This is a genomic window from Amycolatopsis nalaikhensis, from assembly GCF_030264295.1.
Taxonomy (GTDB): Bacteria; Actinomycetota; Actinomycetes; order Mycobacteriales; family Pseudonocardiaceae; genus Amycolatopsis; species Amycolatopsis nalaikhensis.
Window position 1 is genome coordinate 7,711,817 of the sequence record NZ_CP127173.1, and the last position, 13,193, is coordinate 7,725,009.

Below are 13,193 nucleotides of genomic sequence, written 5' to 3' on the forward strand. Positions count from 1 at the left end.
GTGGCGGAGCCCCGGCCAGGGGCGAAGCCCCTGATGTCACAGTCAGTCTTTGTCCGGCCAGTCGCCGGTCGCCTTCTCATAACCGATGGCGCCCGCGCGTTCGGTGGCGGCCTTGACGGCGGCGAAGATCGCGCCCTGCACCGCCGCCGCGATGAGCACCTGCCGCCAGGTGTAGTCGCGGTCGGTGGCGTCCGGCGCGTCGTCCTCGCCGGCCACGCGCTTCCAGACCTGCTTGAACACCTGGCCGGCCAGGATGCCGCCGAGGGCACCGACCACCCAGCTCAACGGCTTGTACAGGACCTTGTTCACGGGTTCCTCCGGCGCAGGATCAGGCGGATCAGGATCACCAGGCCCAGCACGCCGGCGAAGACCGGCAGCGGGTTGCTGCGGACGGCGTCGGCGCCCTGGCGGAACCGGAGCGCGGTCGGCGCGTTCGTCACATCGGCGACCTTCGCCGTGGCCTGGTCGAGCTTTTCGTCGACGTTCTCCTTGACCCGGGTCTTGACGTCGAGCTTCTGCCCGAGCGCTTCCAAGGTCTCGGTCAGCTCTTCGCGGGTCGTGTCCCGGTCGAGCCGCGCCTCTTCGGCGTTCTTCGGGAAGTCCCCGTTCATGTGCGCACTCCCTGTTTCACGACGTCCACGTCTTCCCGGACGCCGGTGACGGCTTCTTCGGGCACCGGTGGCACCCCCTGCGTGACTTCCTTCTTGCCGACCAGCGCGGCGATCCCGGCGACCAGGAACAGGGCGACGGCGACGAGCACCGCGGCCAGCCAGGCCGGGACGACGAGCGCGAGCGCCAGCACGGCGGCCGCGACCAGCGTGCCCGCGCCGAACAACGCGAACAGGCCGGCGGCCCCGAACATGCCGGCGCCGAGGCCCAGCTTCTTGCCCTTGCGCTGCAGTTCGAAGACCGCGAGCCGCATCTCGTCCCGGACCAGCCGCTTGACCTCGTCGGTCAGGTCCGTCACCAGCTCGCCGACCGACCGGTCGGCGGCGGGCTTCTTGTTTGCTTCTTCGATCACGGAACACCTCCTCTGCCTGGCCGCCGTGTACCCGCCACCACGCAGCGTCAACCACGCCGGGTTTGACCGTTGCGTCACCGGGTAGCCGAAGCACTCGACCACACGACGAGGAGGAGTGGATGAGCACGATCACCGAAATCGTGGACGTCGAGGTCCCCGTGTCCACCGCCTACAACCAGTGGACGCAGTTCGAGGAGTTCCCGAAGTTCATGGAAGGCGTCGAAGAGATCCGCCAGGTGGACGCCACGCACACCCACTGGGTGACGAAGTTCGGTGGCGTGACCCGGGAGTTCGACGCGACGATCACCGAGCAGCACCCCGACGAACGGGTCGCGTGGACGTCCGACTCCGGTCCGGACCACGCCGGCGTGATCACGTTCCACCGCCTGGACGACGCCCACACCCGGGTGACCGCCCAGATGGACATCGACCCGGAGGGCTTCGCCGAGAACGTCGCCGACAAGCTCGGCGTCCTCGACCGCCGGGTGAAGGGCGACCTGAAGCGGTTCAAGGAGTTCATCGAGCAGCGCGGGCACGAGTCCGGCGCGTGGCGCGGTGACGTGGACCGCCCCGGCACGTAGAAGATTCCGGCGAGCAACACGGCGGGGCGGTCACCGTCCCGCCGTGTTTCGCGTTCGGAGCACCCGGGTAGGCCGTGGGCATGACGACCACAGCCGACGTCCCCACCGTGGAGCTGAACAACGGCGTGCGGATCCCGCAGTTCGGGTTCGGCGTGTTCCAGATCCCGCCGGCGGAAACCGCGCGGGCCGTGCGGACGGCGCTGGAAGCGGGCTACCGCCACATCGACACGGCGCAGATGTACCGCAACGAAGAGGGGGTCGGCGCCGGCATCGCGGAATCCGGCTGCGCGCGCGAAGACGTGTTCGTCACGACGAAACTGGCGAACGACGCGCACGGGCACGACAACGCGATCACCGCGCTCGAAGGCAGCCTGCGGCGCCTCGGCCTCGACCACGTCGACCTGTACCTGATCCACTGGCCGTTGCCGCACAAGGACAACTACGTCCGCACGTGGCAGGGCTTCGAAGACATCCTGCGGGCGGGCAAGGCCCGCGCTATCGGTGTGTCGAACTTCCAGCCCGCGCACCTCGACCGGCTCGCCGAGGAGAGCACCGTGGTGCCCGCGGTGAACCAGATCGAGCTGCACCCCGCGCTGCAGCAGCACGAGCTGCGGGCGTACCACCAGGCGCACGGCGTCGCGACCGAGGCGTGGAGTCCGTTGGCACAGGCGGAAATCCTCGCCGACCCGGTGCTCGCCGAGCTGGCGGAGAAGCACGGGCGCACGGCCGCGCAGGTCGTGCTGCGCTGGCACCTGCAGCTCGGGAACATCGTGTTCCCCAAGTCGTCGTCGCCGGAGCGGATGCGGGAGAACATCGACGTGTTCGGCTTCGAGCTCGACGACGAGGACATGACGGCGATCGGGAAGCTCGACGACGGCAGGCGCACCGGCCCGGACCCCGACACTTTCACGGGGTGACCGCGGCGTTTCCCTGCGCAACCCGCCGGGTACCTCTTCCGGAGAGGTCCCCCAGGAAGGAGCGTCCGGCATGACCACGAACGCGTACCTGTCGTTTCTCGCGATCGGAGTGGCGCTGGTCCTGATAGACGGGCAGGTCATCTACCGCAGCGGCCGCCGGTACCTGGAGAACTCCTACGGCGACCCGGCGGCGGGCGCGTCGATGACCCGCCTGGTCACGGTGCTGTTCCACCTGGCGACGCTGGGGGTGCTGGCGCTCATCTCGACCATCAACCTGGGCGGCAGCGACCTGCCCGGGGTCGTCGGGCGCCTCGGTGTGCTGCTGCTGATCCTGGCGCTGGCGCACGCGATCACGCTCGGCGCGCTGGCCCGCATCCGCGGCGAGCAGGAGGTCGAGGCCGTCGTCCAGCGCGGCAGCCGGCCGCAGCCGCGGGTCGACCCGGAACTGCAGGCCCCGACGGTCACGCCGGTGCCCGGCCAGGAAGGCCGGTACCCGGACGTCAGCCCGTCGCTGGAGAACCGGTCCCCATACTCGGCCCCGTGACCCCTTCGGTGTGCTGCGCGGTGAGCGCACGGGCCACCTCGGCCAGCTTGACGTTGAGGTCCTGTGAAGCGCGGCGCAGCACATCGAAGGCTTCGTCGGCGGTGATGCCGCGCCGCTGCATCAGGATGCCTTTCGCCTGGCCGATGACGTCGCGGCTGTCGACCGCGCGGCGCAGGTGCTCGGCCGCCAGGTCACCCGCGGCGACGGCTTCGGTGTGCGCCAGCGCGAGGGAAGCGTGCGTCGCCAGCAGCAGCGCGGTGTCGATCGCCCGGCCGTCGAACGCGCCGGGCTTTTTCGCGTAGACGTTGAGCGCGCCGGAAAGCCGGGGCGGCCGGGCGTCCGGGAGCAGGGCCGTCGCCAGCACGGAGTGGTAGCCCGCGGCCGCGGCGGCCGGGCCGAACGACGGCCAGCGCGGGTCGTGCCCGAGGTCCGGGGACCGGCCGAGCGCCGGGCCGTCCGGGCGGGCCGACTCCACGCAGGGGCCTTCGCCGTGGTCGTACTGCACCTGGTCGAGCCGCACCGCGACGGGGTCGGTCTCGACCGGGGTGTGGAACCGGCCGTCGGGGGAGCGCAGCGTCACGCTCACCAGGTCGGCGTCCGGGATGATCGCCGCGGCCGCCGCCACGACGACTTCGAGCACGCCACCGACCGTCGGCGCCCCGTCGAGCAGGGCCTTCGTGAGGTCGGCGAACCGCCGAGCCAGCGGACCCGGTACGGCTTCGCCGTCCAAGCCGAACCGGGCGCGGTCGCGGGACCACTCGTCTTCGCCGACAGTCATGGTTCCCCATTCAACCCGATTTCCGGGTCAACCGGGCGAGCCGGTGTCCTCGGCCGCCCCGTTCAGCGCGGCCCGCGCCCGGTCCACGAAGCCCGGCCCCGGCCACAGCTGGTCGGCCTGCGGCATCCGGTCGGCCAGGTGGGGGTGCGGCAACGACGGCGCCGCGTCCCGCACCTCGAGGACCCGCTTGCCGAGCTCGGCCCGCCGTTCCGGGGACCAGCCGCCCCGCAGCCGCCGCACCGCGGCCGGGCCTTCGTCGCGCACGTGCCGCCGCACCGCGTGGATCAGCCCGCTGAGCAACCGCTCGAAGCGGGTTTCCTGCGGTCCGGTGCCCTCCAGCCGGCGCATCAGCCGGTCGGCCTCGGCGAGATCGCCCTCGCCGTCGAGGTAGGGCTCTTCGGCGACGGCGTGGCGGACCAGCTCCGCGATGAGGTGGTCGGCCAGGTCCCGGCGGTTCTCCGGACTGCCCTGGCCGAGCTCCAGCTCGGTGCACAGGCGGTCCAGTTCGCGGTGGTCGCCGTCGAGCACGGTCGTGAGGTCGGTTGCGGGCTGGCTGCCGTTCATGCACGCTCCTGGTCCGGGCTCGGGGGTTCCCGGGTCGGATACCCGCTGCTCGGGAGCCGAATCCCGGGTCGGCCGGAGGGTTTGTGGGTACCCGTCGGGCACATCGGCTCTCGAGGAGGATGACCATGGCAGCGCCGTCGTCGGTGACCGAGCGCGAGCGCAAGTACGAGATCGTCGCGGGCACCGGCGTGCCGCGGCTCGTCGGCGTCGCGGGCGTCGAGACCCAGGACGATCCGGTGGAGCAGATCCTCGACGCTTCGTACTACGACACCGAGTCGTTCCGGCTGGCCGGGAACGGGATCACGCTGCGGCGGCGCGTCGGCGGGCCCGACGCGGGCTGGCACCTCAAGCTGCCCGTCTCCGCCGACGAGCGGCAGGAGATCCAGCTGCCGCTGGGCGGTGACCCGAACAAGGTGCCGGGCCGGCTGCGGCGGCTGGTGCGCGCCTACACCCTGGGGGAGAAGCTGGTGCCGATCGCGCACCTGCGCACCGACCGGTTCGCCCACCGCCTCGCCGACGGCGACGGCCGGACCGTCGCGACCCTGACCGACGACCACGTGACCGGCGAGGCGGGCGGGGAGACCGCCCGCCTGGACGAGTGGCGCGAGCTGGAGCTGGAGCTCGACCCCGGGACCGAGCCGGGACGGCTCGACGAGTTCGACCGCGCGCTGGCCGACGCCGGTGCCTCGGCGTCGCCGTGGCCGTCGAAGCTGCGCCGCCTGATCGGCGACCGCGTCCCCGAGCCGCCTCGTGCGGGCAAGAAGCCGACGGCGGGCGACGTCGTGCTGGCTTCGCTGCGCGAGCACTACGGCCGGTTGCGCCGGGCCGACATCGGGGTCCGGCTGGACGTCGACGACTCCGTGCACCAGCTGCGCGTCGCGACGCGGAAGCTGCGCAGCGCGCTCCGCACCTTCGGGTCCATTGTGGACAAAGACGCGACCGCGCCGCTGGCGGCCGAGCTGAAGTGGCTCGGGCGGCAGCTGGCCCCGGCGCGCGACACCGAGGTCGCCGAGCAACGGCTGCGCGAACGGCTCGACGACGTACCGGCGGAGCTGGTGCTCGGGCCGCTGCGCCAGTACCTCACCCGCCACTTCGCGCGGGAAGCCGAAGAGGCACGGACGCGGACGATGGCGGCGCTGACCGGCAAGCGGTACTTGAACCTGCTGCGCGCGCTGGACGCCGTGCTGGCGGAACCGGCCCTCACGAAGAAGGCGCGCAAGCCCGCGAAGGCCGGGTTGCGGGCGCCGGTGCGCAAGGCGGCGAAGAAGCTGCGTCGCGCCGAAGCCGCGGCGCGCGGACGCGAAGGCGAGGAACTGGAGAGGGCCTTGCACGAAGTCCGCAAGAAGGCGAAGCGGGCCCGCTACGCGGCCGACACGGCGAAGCCGGTCTACGGCAAGAAGCTGCGCAAGTGGCGCAAGAACGTCAAGGCCGTCCAGAGCACGCTGGGCGAGCACCAGGACACCGTGGTCGGCCGGGAGGTCCTGCGCCACCTCACCATCGCCGGGCACGGCGAGGGGCAGAACACGTTCACCTTCGGGCTGCTCTACGCCCGGGACGCCGAGACGGCGGAGAAGCTGCGCGAGCGGTTCGCGGGACAGTGGCGGCGGCTCGGGAAGGGCGCCCGCCCCGGCTGGCTCTGAAGGAACGGGGACCGGCCGGGTGCCCGGCCGGTCCCCCTAGACGTCGCCGGTGAGCTTGCCGCGCAGCTGCTCGAGCGTCTGCGACAGCAGCCGGGAGACGTGCATCTGGGAGATGCCGACGCGCTCGGCGATCTGGGTCTGCGTCAGTCCCCCGAAGAACCGCATGACCAGGATCGCGCGCTCCCGCTTGGGCAGCTCCTGCAGCAGCGGCTGGAGCGCCTCGTGGTTTTCGACCATGGCCATCTCGTGGTCGGGCTCGCCCATCGTGTCCGCGAGCGACAGGGCCTCGGCGTCGTCGTGGACGGGCTTGTCCACCGACAGCGCCTGGTAGGCGTTGCCGGCCAGCAGGCCTTCGCGCACCTCGTCGGGGTCGAGGTTGAGGTGCTCGGCCAGCTCGGTCGGCGTCGGCGCGCGGCCGAGGCGCTGCGACAGCACGGCCGAGCCCTGGCTCAGGGACAGGTGCAGCTCCTTGAGCCGCCGGGGCACCCGCACCGACCAGCCGGTGTCCCGGAAGTGCCGCCGGACCTCACCCATGATCGTCGGCACGGCGAAGGACAGGAAGTCGTGGCCCCGGGTGGGGTCGAACCGGTCGACGGCGTTGATCAGGCCGATCCGCGCCACCTGGACCAGGTCCTCCCGGGGCTCGCCGCGCCCGGAGAACCGGGTCGCGATGTGCTCGGCGAGCGGGAGCAGCTCGGTGACCAGCTCGCTCCGGACGGCTTCGCGCCGCGGGTCGTCCGGATCGAGGGTGCCCAGCTCGTCGAACAGGGGCTCGCAGTGGGCGTACTCGTCCGGGCGGTGCAGGAGGGTCTTCCGCTCGGCGCTCACGCGCTCGTTCCCGGGTTGAGCACCAGCTCGATGGTGACGATTCCCGCGCCTCCACCGGGGAGGACGTCGCAGTGGGCGGTCACCGACCGGCTGAGGGTGGTCAGGACGTGCCAGCCGAAGGTGCGGTCGCTCGGCGGCCGCGGATCGGCGGAGCGGGTCGAAACGACGACGTGCAGGCCGTCGGGGGCCTGCCGGAACCGGCAGTGCAGCTGCGACCCCAGCTCGGCCAGCTGGACGAGCTGGGCACACGCTTCGTCGACGGCCATCTTGGCGTCGGCGATGGCGTCCAGGCCGAAGTCGGCACGGGAGACCATCCCGTGCGTGAGCATCCGGACCAGCGGGATCTGCTCCGCCATGGCGGGCACCCGCAGCTCCACCAGTTCGTCCAGCACCCCGTCGGCGGCCGGCTTGCCGCCGTACGGGCCGCCACTTCGCGTTTCTTCCATGCCGGGGGTACTACCCAACCGGGCGAACGTCGACACTTGCTGATCTGGGATTTCCGGCGTGATCAACGGCCCAGCGCCCGTTCGAGTTCCTTCTTGGTCATCTTCGACCGGCCGTCGATGTTCCGCTTCTTGGCCTCGTTGTACAGCTGGTCCTTGGTCGGCCCGCCCGGCCCCTTGCGGTTGCCGGACCGCTCGCCGCCGCGGCGCTGGGGCGACTTGTCCTTCAGCGACGTCTTGCTGGCCTGCTTGGACTCGCCGGCCTGCGCGCGGTTCTTGTTCACCGTGCGGGAGGCGATCTCCTTCGCCCGCTTGGTGCTCGCGCCGCGGTCTTCGGCCGAGTCCTTGATGTGCTCGTACTGTCGTTCGCGCTTGGTGCTCCACGACTGGGGCATGACCACTCCCTTCTCCGCGGCCCGGGTACCCGGTCGATCACCGGGTAAACGTCACGTCCGGGCGAGCAGCGGGATCCGCCCGCCGGCGAGCACGGCCTCGACCTGGCGCTCGGACAGCCGGTGCGTCACGCGGTACTCCTCGTCCCTGGTGGTGTTGCGGACGGTCAGTTCGCCGCCGCCGAGGGCGTCGCGCAGGCCGTCGAGGACCAGCGTGTCGCCGGCGGAGATCCGCCCCCGGTCGCCTTCGTCGGCGAACTCGAGCGGGAGGACGCCGAAGTTCACCAGGTTCTGCCCGTGGATCCGGGCGAAGGACACCGCGAGGACCGCGCGCAGGCCGAGGTGGCGGGTGGTGATGGCGGCGTGCTCCCGCGACGAGCCCTGTCCGTAGTTCGAGCCGGCGACGACGAAGTGCGCGCCGGTCTCGGCGGCCCGCCGCGGGTAGTCCTCGTCGATGCGGGTGAAGGTGAACTCGGCGAGCTTGGGGATGTTCGACCGGAACGGCAGGGCGCGGGCCCCGGCGGGGGAGATCTCGTCGGTGGAGACGTCGTCGCCGACCACGAGCAGCACCGGGGCCTCCAGGCGGTCGGGCAGGGCGTCGAACTCGGGCAGGCCGGAGATGTTCGGCCCCTTCACCAGCTCCTCGCGGGCCGCCTCCTCGGCCGGCAGCGGTTCGGCGAGCATCCCGGTGTTGACCGCCGAGCGCGCGGGCGGGGTCAGGTCCGGGTGGGCGAGGTCGTGGTCGGCGGCGTAGCCGCGCGGGTCGGTGAGGACGCCGGTGAGCGCCGAGGCCGCGGCCGTCTCCGGCGAGCACAGCCAGACGGCGTCGTCGGTGGTGCCCGAGCGGCCGGGGAAGTTGCGCGGGAACGTCCGCAGCGACGTCTGGCCGGGCGCCGGGGCCTGGCCCATCCCGATGCAGCCGAGGCACCCGGTCTGGTGGATCCGGGCGCCCGCGGCGACGAGGTCGGCGACGTGCCCGGCCCGGGTCAGGTCGACGAGGATCTGCCGGGACGTCGGGTTGACGTCGAAGCTGACGGAGTCCGCGGTCTGGCGGCCCTTGACGATCGCGGCCGCGACGGCGAAGTCGCGGAAGCCGGGGTTCGCCGACGAGCCCAGCACGACCTGGTCGACCGGCGTCCCGGCGGCTTCGCGGACCGGGACGACGTTGCCCGGCGACGACGGCTTCGCGACCAGCGGTTCGAGCGAGCCCAGGTCGATCTCGTCCTCGACGTCGTAGGTCGCGCCCTCGTCGGCGGCCAGCTCGGTGAAGTCGGCTTCGCGGTCCTCGGCCCGCAGGAAGGCGCGGACGGCGTCGTCGGCCGGGAAGACCGTCGCGGTGGCGCCGAGCTCGGCACCCATGTTCGCGATGACGTGCCGGTCCATCGCGGTGAGCCCGGCCAGGCCGGGACCGTGGTACTCGAGGATCCGGTGCACCCCGCCGCGCACGCCGTGGCGGCGCAGCAGCTCCAGGATGACGTCCTTCGCCGACACCCACTCCGGCAGCGACCCGGTCAGCCGGACGCCCCAGATCTCCGGCATCCGCAGGTGGAGCGGCTCGCCCGCGATCGCGAGGGCGACCTCGAGGCCGCCGACGCCGATCGCCAGCATGCCCAGCGAGCCACCGGCGCAGGTGTGCGAGTCCGACCCGGCCAGCGTCCGGCCCGGCTTGCCGAACCGCTGCATGTGCGTCGGGTGCGAAACGCCGTTGCCCGCCTTGGAGAACCACAGCCCGTACCGGCGGCAGGCCGAGCGGAGGAACGCGTGGTCCTCGGCGTTCTTCTCATCGGCCTGGAGCAGGTTGTGGTCGACGTACTGGACGCTCACCTCGGTCTTCGCCCGGTCCAGGCCGAGCGCCTCCAGCTCCTGCATGACCAGCGTGCCGGTGGCGTCCTGGGTGAGCGTCTGGTCGACGCGCAGGCCGATTTCGTGACCGGCCACCGGCTCGCCGTCGACCAGGTGGTCGTCGATCAGCTTCCGCGCGAGCGTCCGGGCCATGACGGCCGGTTACCCACGGCGCGGGGCGGGTATGCGGGGAGCTGACGCGAGAGGAGGCGCCGATGCGGATCGGCTACACCCTGATGACCGAGCAGGCGGGCCCGAACGACCTCGTCCGGTTCGCCGCCGAGGCGGAACACGCCGGCTTCGACTTCGAGGTGATGAGCGACCACTATTCGCCGTGGCTGGCCGAGCAGGGCCACTCGCCCTACGCCTGGAGCGTGCTGGGCGCGGTTACCCAGAGCACCGAGCGCGCCGAGCTGATGACCTTCGTGACCTGCCCGACCATGCGCTACCACCCGGCGGTGGTGGCGCAGAAGGCGGCGACCGTGCAGGCCCTGTCGGGCGGCCGGTTCACCCTCGGGCTCGGCGCCGGGGAGAACCTCAACGAGCACGTCGTCGGCCGCGGCTGGCCGCCGGCGAACGTCCGCCACGACATGCTCGCCGAGGCCGTCCAGATCATCGGCGGGCTCTTCGACGGCGGCTACTTCGACTACGAGGGCAAGCACTTCCGCGTCGACTCCGCGAAGCTGTGGGACCTGCCGGAGAAGCGGACGCCGATCGGGATCGCCGTGTCCGGTTCGCAGTCGGTCAAGCGGTTCGCGCCGGTCGCCGACGCGATGATCGCCGTCGAACCGAAGGTGGAGCTGGCGCAGGAGTGGGACGCGACGAAGCTCGGCCCGCCGTCGCGCAAGATCGCCCAGCTGCCGGTGTCGTGGGGCCCCGACCGGGAGGCCGCGGTGAAGCGGGCGCACGAGCAGTTCCGCTGGTTCGCCGGCGGCTGGAAGGTCAACGCCGAGCTGCCGGGGCCGTCCGGGTTCGCCGGGGCGACGCAGTTCGTCCGCGAGGACGACGTCGCCGGCTCGATCGCCTGCGGCCCGGACGTCGAGCCGATCGTCGAGGGCGTGCGCGAGTTCGAGAAGGCGGGCTTCACCGACGTCGCGCTGATCCAGATCGGCGGTGACCAGCAGGACGGCTTCCTGGACTTCGCCGAAAAGGAGCTGCTCCCGGCCCTGCGGGAGTAGTTTCACCCGTTCGGGGTAGGGCCATCGCGAGCGATCAGGGGTATTACGCGCAGTACGGGACAATCCAGCGGCGGGAGTTGCGGATGACCGACGTGAAGCCGGAGCCGACCCTTCGAGCGGTGCCACTGGCCGTGGCGCGGCGCGGGCCGAAGGGCGGGACGCTGCTCGCGCTGTTCCGCACCACCGACCCGAAGCAGATCGGCATCCTGTACCTGGTGACGTCGTTCGGCTTCTTCATGGCCGGCGGCGCGATGGCCCTGCTGATGCGCGGCGAGCTGGCCCGGCCGGGACTGCAGTTCCTCTCCCAGGAGCAGTACAACCAGCTGTTCACCATGCACGGCACGATCATGCTGCTGCTCTACGCCACCCCGAACCTGTTCGCGTTCGCCAACTACATCCTGCCGCTGCAGATCGGCGCGCCCGACGTCGCCTTCCCGCGGCTGAACGCGTTCGCCTACTGGCTCTACCTGTTCGGCGGGCTGATCGTGATCAGCTCGTTCCTCACCCCGGGCGGCGCGCCGGACTTCGGCTGGACGGCCTACACGCCGCTGTCCAACGCCGTCCACTCGCCGGGCATCGGCGGCGACCTGTGGATCATGGGCCTGATCGTGTCCGGCCTCGGCACGATCCTCGGCGGCGTCAACATGATCACCACGATCGTGTGCCTGCGCGCGCCCGGGATGACGATGTTCCGGATGCCGCTGTTCACCTGGAACATCCTGTTCACCGCCGTCCTGATCCTGCTGGCGTTCCCGATCCTCACGGCCGCGTTGTTCGGCCTCGAGGCGGACCGGCGGCTCGGGGCGCACGTGTTCGACCCCCAGAACGGCGGGGCGATCATGTTCCAGCACCTGTTCTGGTTCTTCGGACACCCCGAGGTCTACATCGTCGCCCTGCCGTACTTCGGGATCATCACCGAGATCGTGCCGGTGTTCAGCCGGAAACCGCTGTACGGCTACCGGCTGATGGTGTTCGCGACGGTCGGGATCACGGGGCTGTCGGCGGTGGTGTGGGCGCACCACATGTTCGCCACCGGCGCGGTGCTGCTGCCGTTCTTCTCGATCATGACGTTCCTCATCGCGGTGCCGACCGGGATCAAGTTCTTCAACTGGATCGGCACGATGTGGAAGGGGCAGCTCACCTTCGAGACGCCGATGCTGTGGTCCATCGGCTTCATGGTGACGTTCCTGTTCGGCGGGCTCACCGGGGTGCTCCTGGCGTCCCCGCCGATCGACTTCCACGTCACCGATTCGTACTTCGTCGTCGCGCACTTCCACTACGTGCTGTTCGGCACGATCGTGTTCGCCACCTTCGCGGGCATCTACTTCTGGTTCCCGAAGATGACCGGCCGGATGCTCGACGAGGGCCTCGGCAAGTGGCACTTCTGGACGACGTTCATCGGCTTCCACACGACGTTCCTGATCCAGCACTGGCTGGGCGACATGGGCATGCCGCGCCGGTACGCCGACTACCTGTCCACGGACGGGTTCACCGTGCTGAACACGATCTCGACGATCGGCGCGTTCATCCTGGGCGCGTCGACGCTGCCGTTCATCTGGAACGTGGTGAAGAGCTACCGCTACGGCGAGCAGGTGCTGGTCGACGACCCGTGGGGGTTCGGCAACTCCCTCGAATGGGCGACGACGTGCCCGCCGCCGCGGCACAACTTCCTCGACCTCCCGAGGATCCGCTCCGAGCGCCCGGCGTTCGAGCTGCACCACCCGGAGGTCGTCGACCGGCTGAAGGAGGAGCGGTACGTGCGGTCCAAGCGGGCACTGGCGCGGGAGAAGGACATGCCGCGCTCGCGCGGCAAGCACGCGGGGACGGCGGGCTCGGCTCGCTGAGCGAGGTCGGGCGGGCGCTCGGCCTGGTTCTTGCGCGGGGGAGTGGTGCTTGGCGGGCTCGGTGGGTCGCGGTCTCAGGCGGGTGCGCGCTCGGCGCCGCGCGGTGGCGCTCGTCGGCCGCGGGGCCCAGCTCTCAGGTGGGCGGGGGCCGCTCGCTGAGCCTGGGCGGGCGGGGCTAGCGTGTTTCCGCGCGCGGCAGCGGCGCTCGCAAGCTCCGACCTGCCCTCGCCCTCACGCAGGCGCGGGCTCGGCGCGCTTCTCGGCGCAGCGGAGGCGCTCGTCCGCCCCGGTCACCTCGAGCGCGCGCCGGACCATCGGGTTGGGGCCGGTGACCACCAGCAGCTCGGTGCCGCATTGCTCGGCCCGCATCGCCGCGTGGACCAGCACGCGGACCCCGGCCACGCCGAGGAAGTCCACTTCGGACAGATCGAGGACGAGCCGCTCCGGCGTCGCCCACAGGCGGTCCGACACCATCCTCGCCAGGTCGGGTGCCGTCGCGCTGTCGAGGTCGCCGCGGACGGTGACCAGGACCGCGTGCGGGGCGGGCCACGTCGTGCGCAGCCGGAGGCCGGGGTGTCGTGCGCGGAGGAGGGTCATGGCCGTTCGCCACCGTTCCGTGCG

General features: G+C 71.5%; 16 protein-coding genes. 6 read left to right on the plus strand and 10 right to left on the minus strand.

Annotated elements, in window-relative coordinates:
- Window positions 1–42 precede the first annotated feature (42 nt).
- The 3 genes from QP939_RS37770 to QP939_RS37780 are packed head-to-tail and all read right to left on the minus strand — an operon-like array spanning window position 43 to window position 1,021.
- Window positions 43–309: a DUF4235 domain-containing protein gene (locus QP939_RS37770; RefSeq protein ID WP_285451229.1), complete on the minus strand. Its 267-nt coding sequence runs from the start codon at window positions 307–309 to the stop codon at window positions 43–45.
- The gene (locus QP939_RS37775) at window positions 306–611 is read right to left on the minus strand and encodes a DUF3618 domain-containing protein (protein ID WP_285451231.1); all 306 of its coding nucleotides are present in this window, start codon (window positions 609–611) and stop codon (window positions 306–308) included. The genes QP939_RS37770 and QP939_RS37775 overlap by 4 nt, the downstream gene beginning before the upstream one ends.
- The gene (locus QP939_RS37780) at window positions 608–1,021 is read right to left on the minus strand and encodes a phage holin family protein (RefSeq protein WP_285451232.1); all 414 of its coding nucleotides are present in this window, start codon (window positions 1,019–1,021) and stop codon (window positions 608–610) included. The genes QP939_RS37775 and QP939_RS37780 overlap by 4 nt, the downstream gene beginning before the upstream one ends.
- A gap of 119 nt (window positions 1,022–1,140) precedes the next feature.
- Here QP939_RS37780 and QP939_RS37785 point away from each other — a divergent pair, with 119 nt between their 5' ends.
- The 3 genes from QP939_RS37785 to QP939_RS37795 all read left to right on the plus strand — a co-directional run bounded on the left by QP939_RS37785 (window position 1,141) and on the right by QP939_RS37795 (window position 3,063).
- The gene (locus QP939_RS37785) at window positions 1,141–1,602 is read left to right on the plus strand and encodes an SRPBCC family protein (protein WP_285451234.1); all 462 of its coding nucleotides are present in this window, start codon (window positions 1,141–1,143) and stop codon (window positions 1,600–1,602) included.
- A gap of 80 nt (window positions 1,603–1,682) precedes the next feature.
- On the plus strand, window positions 1,683–2,519 hold the full coding sequence (locus QP939_RS37790) for an aldo/keto reductase (protein ID WP_285451236.1): 837 nt from the start codon (window positions 1,683–1,685) through the stop codon (window positions 2,517–2,519).
- Between the two features lie 70 nt (window positions 2,520–2,589).
- Window positions 2,590–3,063, plus strand: a complete 474-nt coding sequence (locus tag QP939_RS37795) for a hypothetical protein (RefSeq protein WP_285451238.1) — start codon at window positions 2,590–2,592, stop codon at window positions 3,061–3,063.
- On the opposite strand, the gene QP939_RS37800 is transcribed toward QP939_RS37795, so the two are convergent.
- Both QP939_RS37800 and QP939_RS37805 read right to left on the minus strand, forming a co-directional pair.
- The gene (locus QP939_RS37800; RefSeq protein WP_285451239.1) at window positions 3,020–3,841 is read right to left on the minus strand and encodes a GAF and ANTAR domain-containing protein; all 822 of its coding nucleotides are present in this window, start codon (window positions 3,839–3,841) and stop codon (window positions 3,020–3,022) included. The genes QP939_RS37795 and QP939_RS37800 overlap by 44 nt on opposite strands.
- Window positions 3,842–3,868: 27 nt before the next feature.
- Window positions 3,869–4,405, minus strand: coding sequence for a hemerythrin domain-containing protein (locus QP939_RS37805; RefSeq protein ID WP_285451240.1), 537 nt, complete (start codon window positions 4,403–4,405; stop codon window positions 3,869–3,871).
- A gap of 125 nt (window positions 4,406–4,530) precedes the next feature.
- On the opposite strand from QP939_RS37805, the gene QP939_RS37810 reads away from it, so the two are divergent.
- The gene (locus tag QP939_RS37810; RefSeq protein ID WP_285451241.1) at window positions 4,531–6,045 is read left to right on the plus strand and encodes a CYTH and CHAD domain-containing protein; all 1,515 of its coding nucleotides are present in this window, start codon (window positions 4,531–4,533) and stop codon (window positions 6,043–6,045) included.
- A gap of 36 nt (window positions 6,046–6,081) precedes the next feature.
- Here the strand turns inward: QP939_RS37810 and QP939_RS37815 are convergent, their stop codons facing one another.
- The 4 genes from QP939_RS37815 to QP939_RS37830 form a co-directional block, all read right to left on the minus strand.
- Window positions 6,082–6,873 carry a SigB/SigF/SigG family RNA polymerase sigma factor gene (locus tag QP939_RS37815; protein ID WP_285451242.1) on the minus strand — a complete coding sequence of 264 codons (792 nt, stop codon included), beginning with the start codon at window positions 6,871–6,873 and terminating at the stop codon, window positions 6,082–6,084.
- Entirely contained in the window at window positions 6,870–7,319 is a 450-nt protein-coding gene (locus QP939_RS37820) for an ATP-binding protein (RefSeq protein WP_285451243.1), read from the minus strand. Before QP939_RS37820 ends, QP939_RS37815 begins: the two co-directional genes overlap by 4 nt.
- A gap of 62 nt (window positions 7,320–7,381) precedes the next feature.
- Window positions 7,382–7,711 carry a plasmid stabilization protein gene (locus QP939_RS37825; RefSeq protein WP_285451244.1) on the minus strand — a complete coding sequence of 110 codons (330 nt, stop codon included), beginning with the start codon at window positions 7,709–7,711 and terminating at the stop codon, window positions 7,382–7,384.
- Window positions 7,712–7,762: 51 nt separating this feature from the next.
- Window positions 7,763–9,703, minus strand: a complete 1,941-nt coding sequence (locus QP939_RS37830; RefSeq protein WP_285451245.1) for an aconitate hydratase — start codon at window positions 9,701–9,703, stop codon at window positions 7,763–7,765.
- A gap of 62 nt (window positions 9,704–9,765) precedes the next feature.
- Between QP939_RS37830 and QP939_RS37835 the strand changes: the two genes are divergently transcribed.
- Entirely contained in the window at window positions 9,766–10,728 is a 963-nt protein-coding gene (locus QP939_RS37835) for a TIGR03557 family F420-dependent LLM class oxidoreductase (RefSeq protein WP_285451246.1), read from the plus strand.
- Between the two features lie 83 nt (window positions 10,729–10,811).
- Window positions 10,812–12,572 carry an aa3-type cytochrome oxidase subunit I gene (ctaD, locus tag QP939_RS37840; protein ID WP_285451248.1) on the plus strand — a complete coding sequence of 587 codons (1,761 nt, stop codon included), beginning with the start codon at window positions 10,812–10,814 and terminating at the stop codon, window positions 12,570–12,572.
- A 231-nt stretch (window positions 12,573–12,803) separates the two neighbouring features.
- Here ctaD and QP939_RS37845 read toward each other — a convergent pair whose 3' ends face one another.
- Window positions 12,804–13,169, minus strand: coding sequence for an STAS domain-containing protein (locus QP939_RS37845; protein WP_285451249.1), 366 nt, complete (start codon window positions 13,167–13,169; stop codon window positions 12,804–12,806).
- Between the last annotated feature and the right edge of the window lie 24 nt (window positions 13,170–13,193).

Bases quoted from the DNA above. Each gene is read 5' to 3' on its own strand.
- QP939_RS37775 (WP_285451231.1), bottom strand. From the start codon at position 611: ATGAACGGGGACTTCCCGAAGAACGCCGAAGAGGCGCGGCTCGACCGG.
- QP939_RS37785 (WP_285451234.1), top strand. From the start codon at position 1,141: ATGAGCACGATCACCGAAATCGTGGACGTCGAGGTCCCCGTGTCCACC.
- QP939_RS37790 (WP_285451236.1), top strand. From the start codon at position 1,683: ATGACGACCACAGCCGACGTCCCCACCGTGGAGCTGAACAACGGCGTG.
- QP939_RS37795 (WP_285451238.1), top strand. From the start codon at position 2,590: ATGACCACGAACGCGTACCTGTCGTTTCTCGCGATCGGAGTGGCGCTG.
- QP939_RS37800 (WP_285451239.1), bottom strand. From the start codon at position 3,841: ATGACTGTCGGCGAAGACGAGTGGTCCCGCGACCGCGCCCGGTTCGGC.
- QP939_RS37805 (WP_285451240.1), bottom strand. From the start codon at position 4,405: ATGAACGGCAGCCAGCCCGCAACCGACCTCACGACCGTGCTCGACGGC.
- QP939_RS37810 (WP_285451241.1), top strand. From the start codon at position 4,531: ATGGCAGCGCCGTCGTCGGTGACCGAGCGCGAGCGCAAGTACGAGATC.
- QP939_RS37820 (WP_285451243.1), bottom strand. From the start codon at position 7,319: ATGGAAGAAACGCGAAGTGGCGGCCCGTACGGCGGCAAGCCGGCCGCC.
- QP939_RS37825 (WP_285451244.1), bottom strand. From the start codon at position 7,711: ATGCCCCAGTCGTGGAGCACCAAGCGCGAACGACAGTACGAGCACATC.
- QP939_RS37830 (WP_285451245.1), bottom strand. From the start codon at position 9,703: ATGGCCCGGACGCTCGCGCGGAAGCTGATCGACGACCACCTGGTCGAC.
- QP939_RS37835 (WP_285451246.1), top strand. From the start codon at position 9,766: ATGCGGATCGGCTACACCCTGATGACCGAGCAGGCGGGCCCGAACGAC.
- ctaD (WP_285451248.1), top strand. From the start codon at position 10,812: ATGACCGACGTGAAGCCGGAGCCGACCCTTCGAGCGGTGCCACTGGCC.
- QP939_RS37845 (WP_285451249.1), bottom strand. From the start codon at position 13,169: ATGACCCTCCTCCGCGCACGACACCCCGGCCTCCGGCTGCGCACGACG.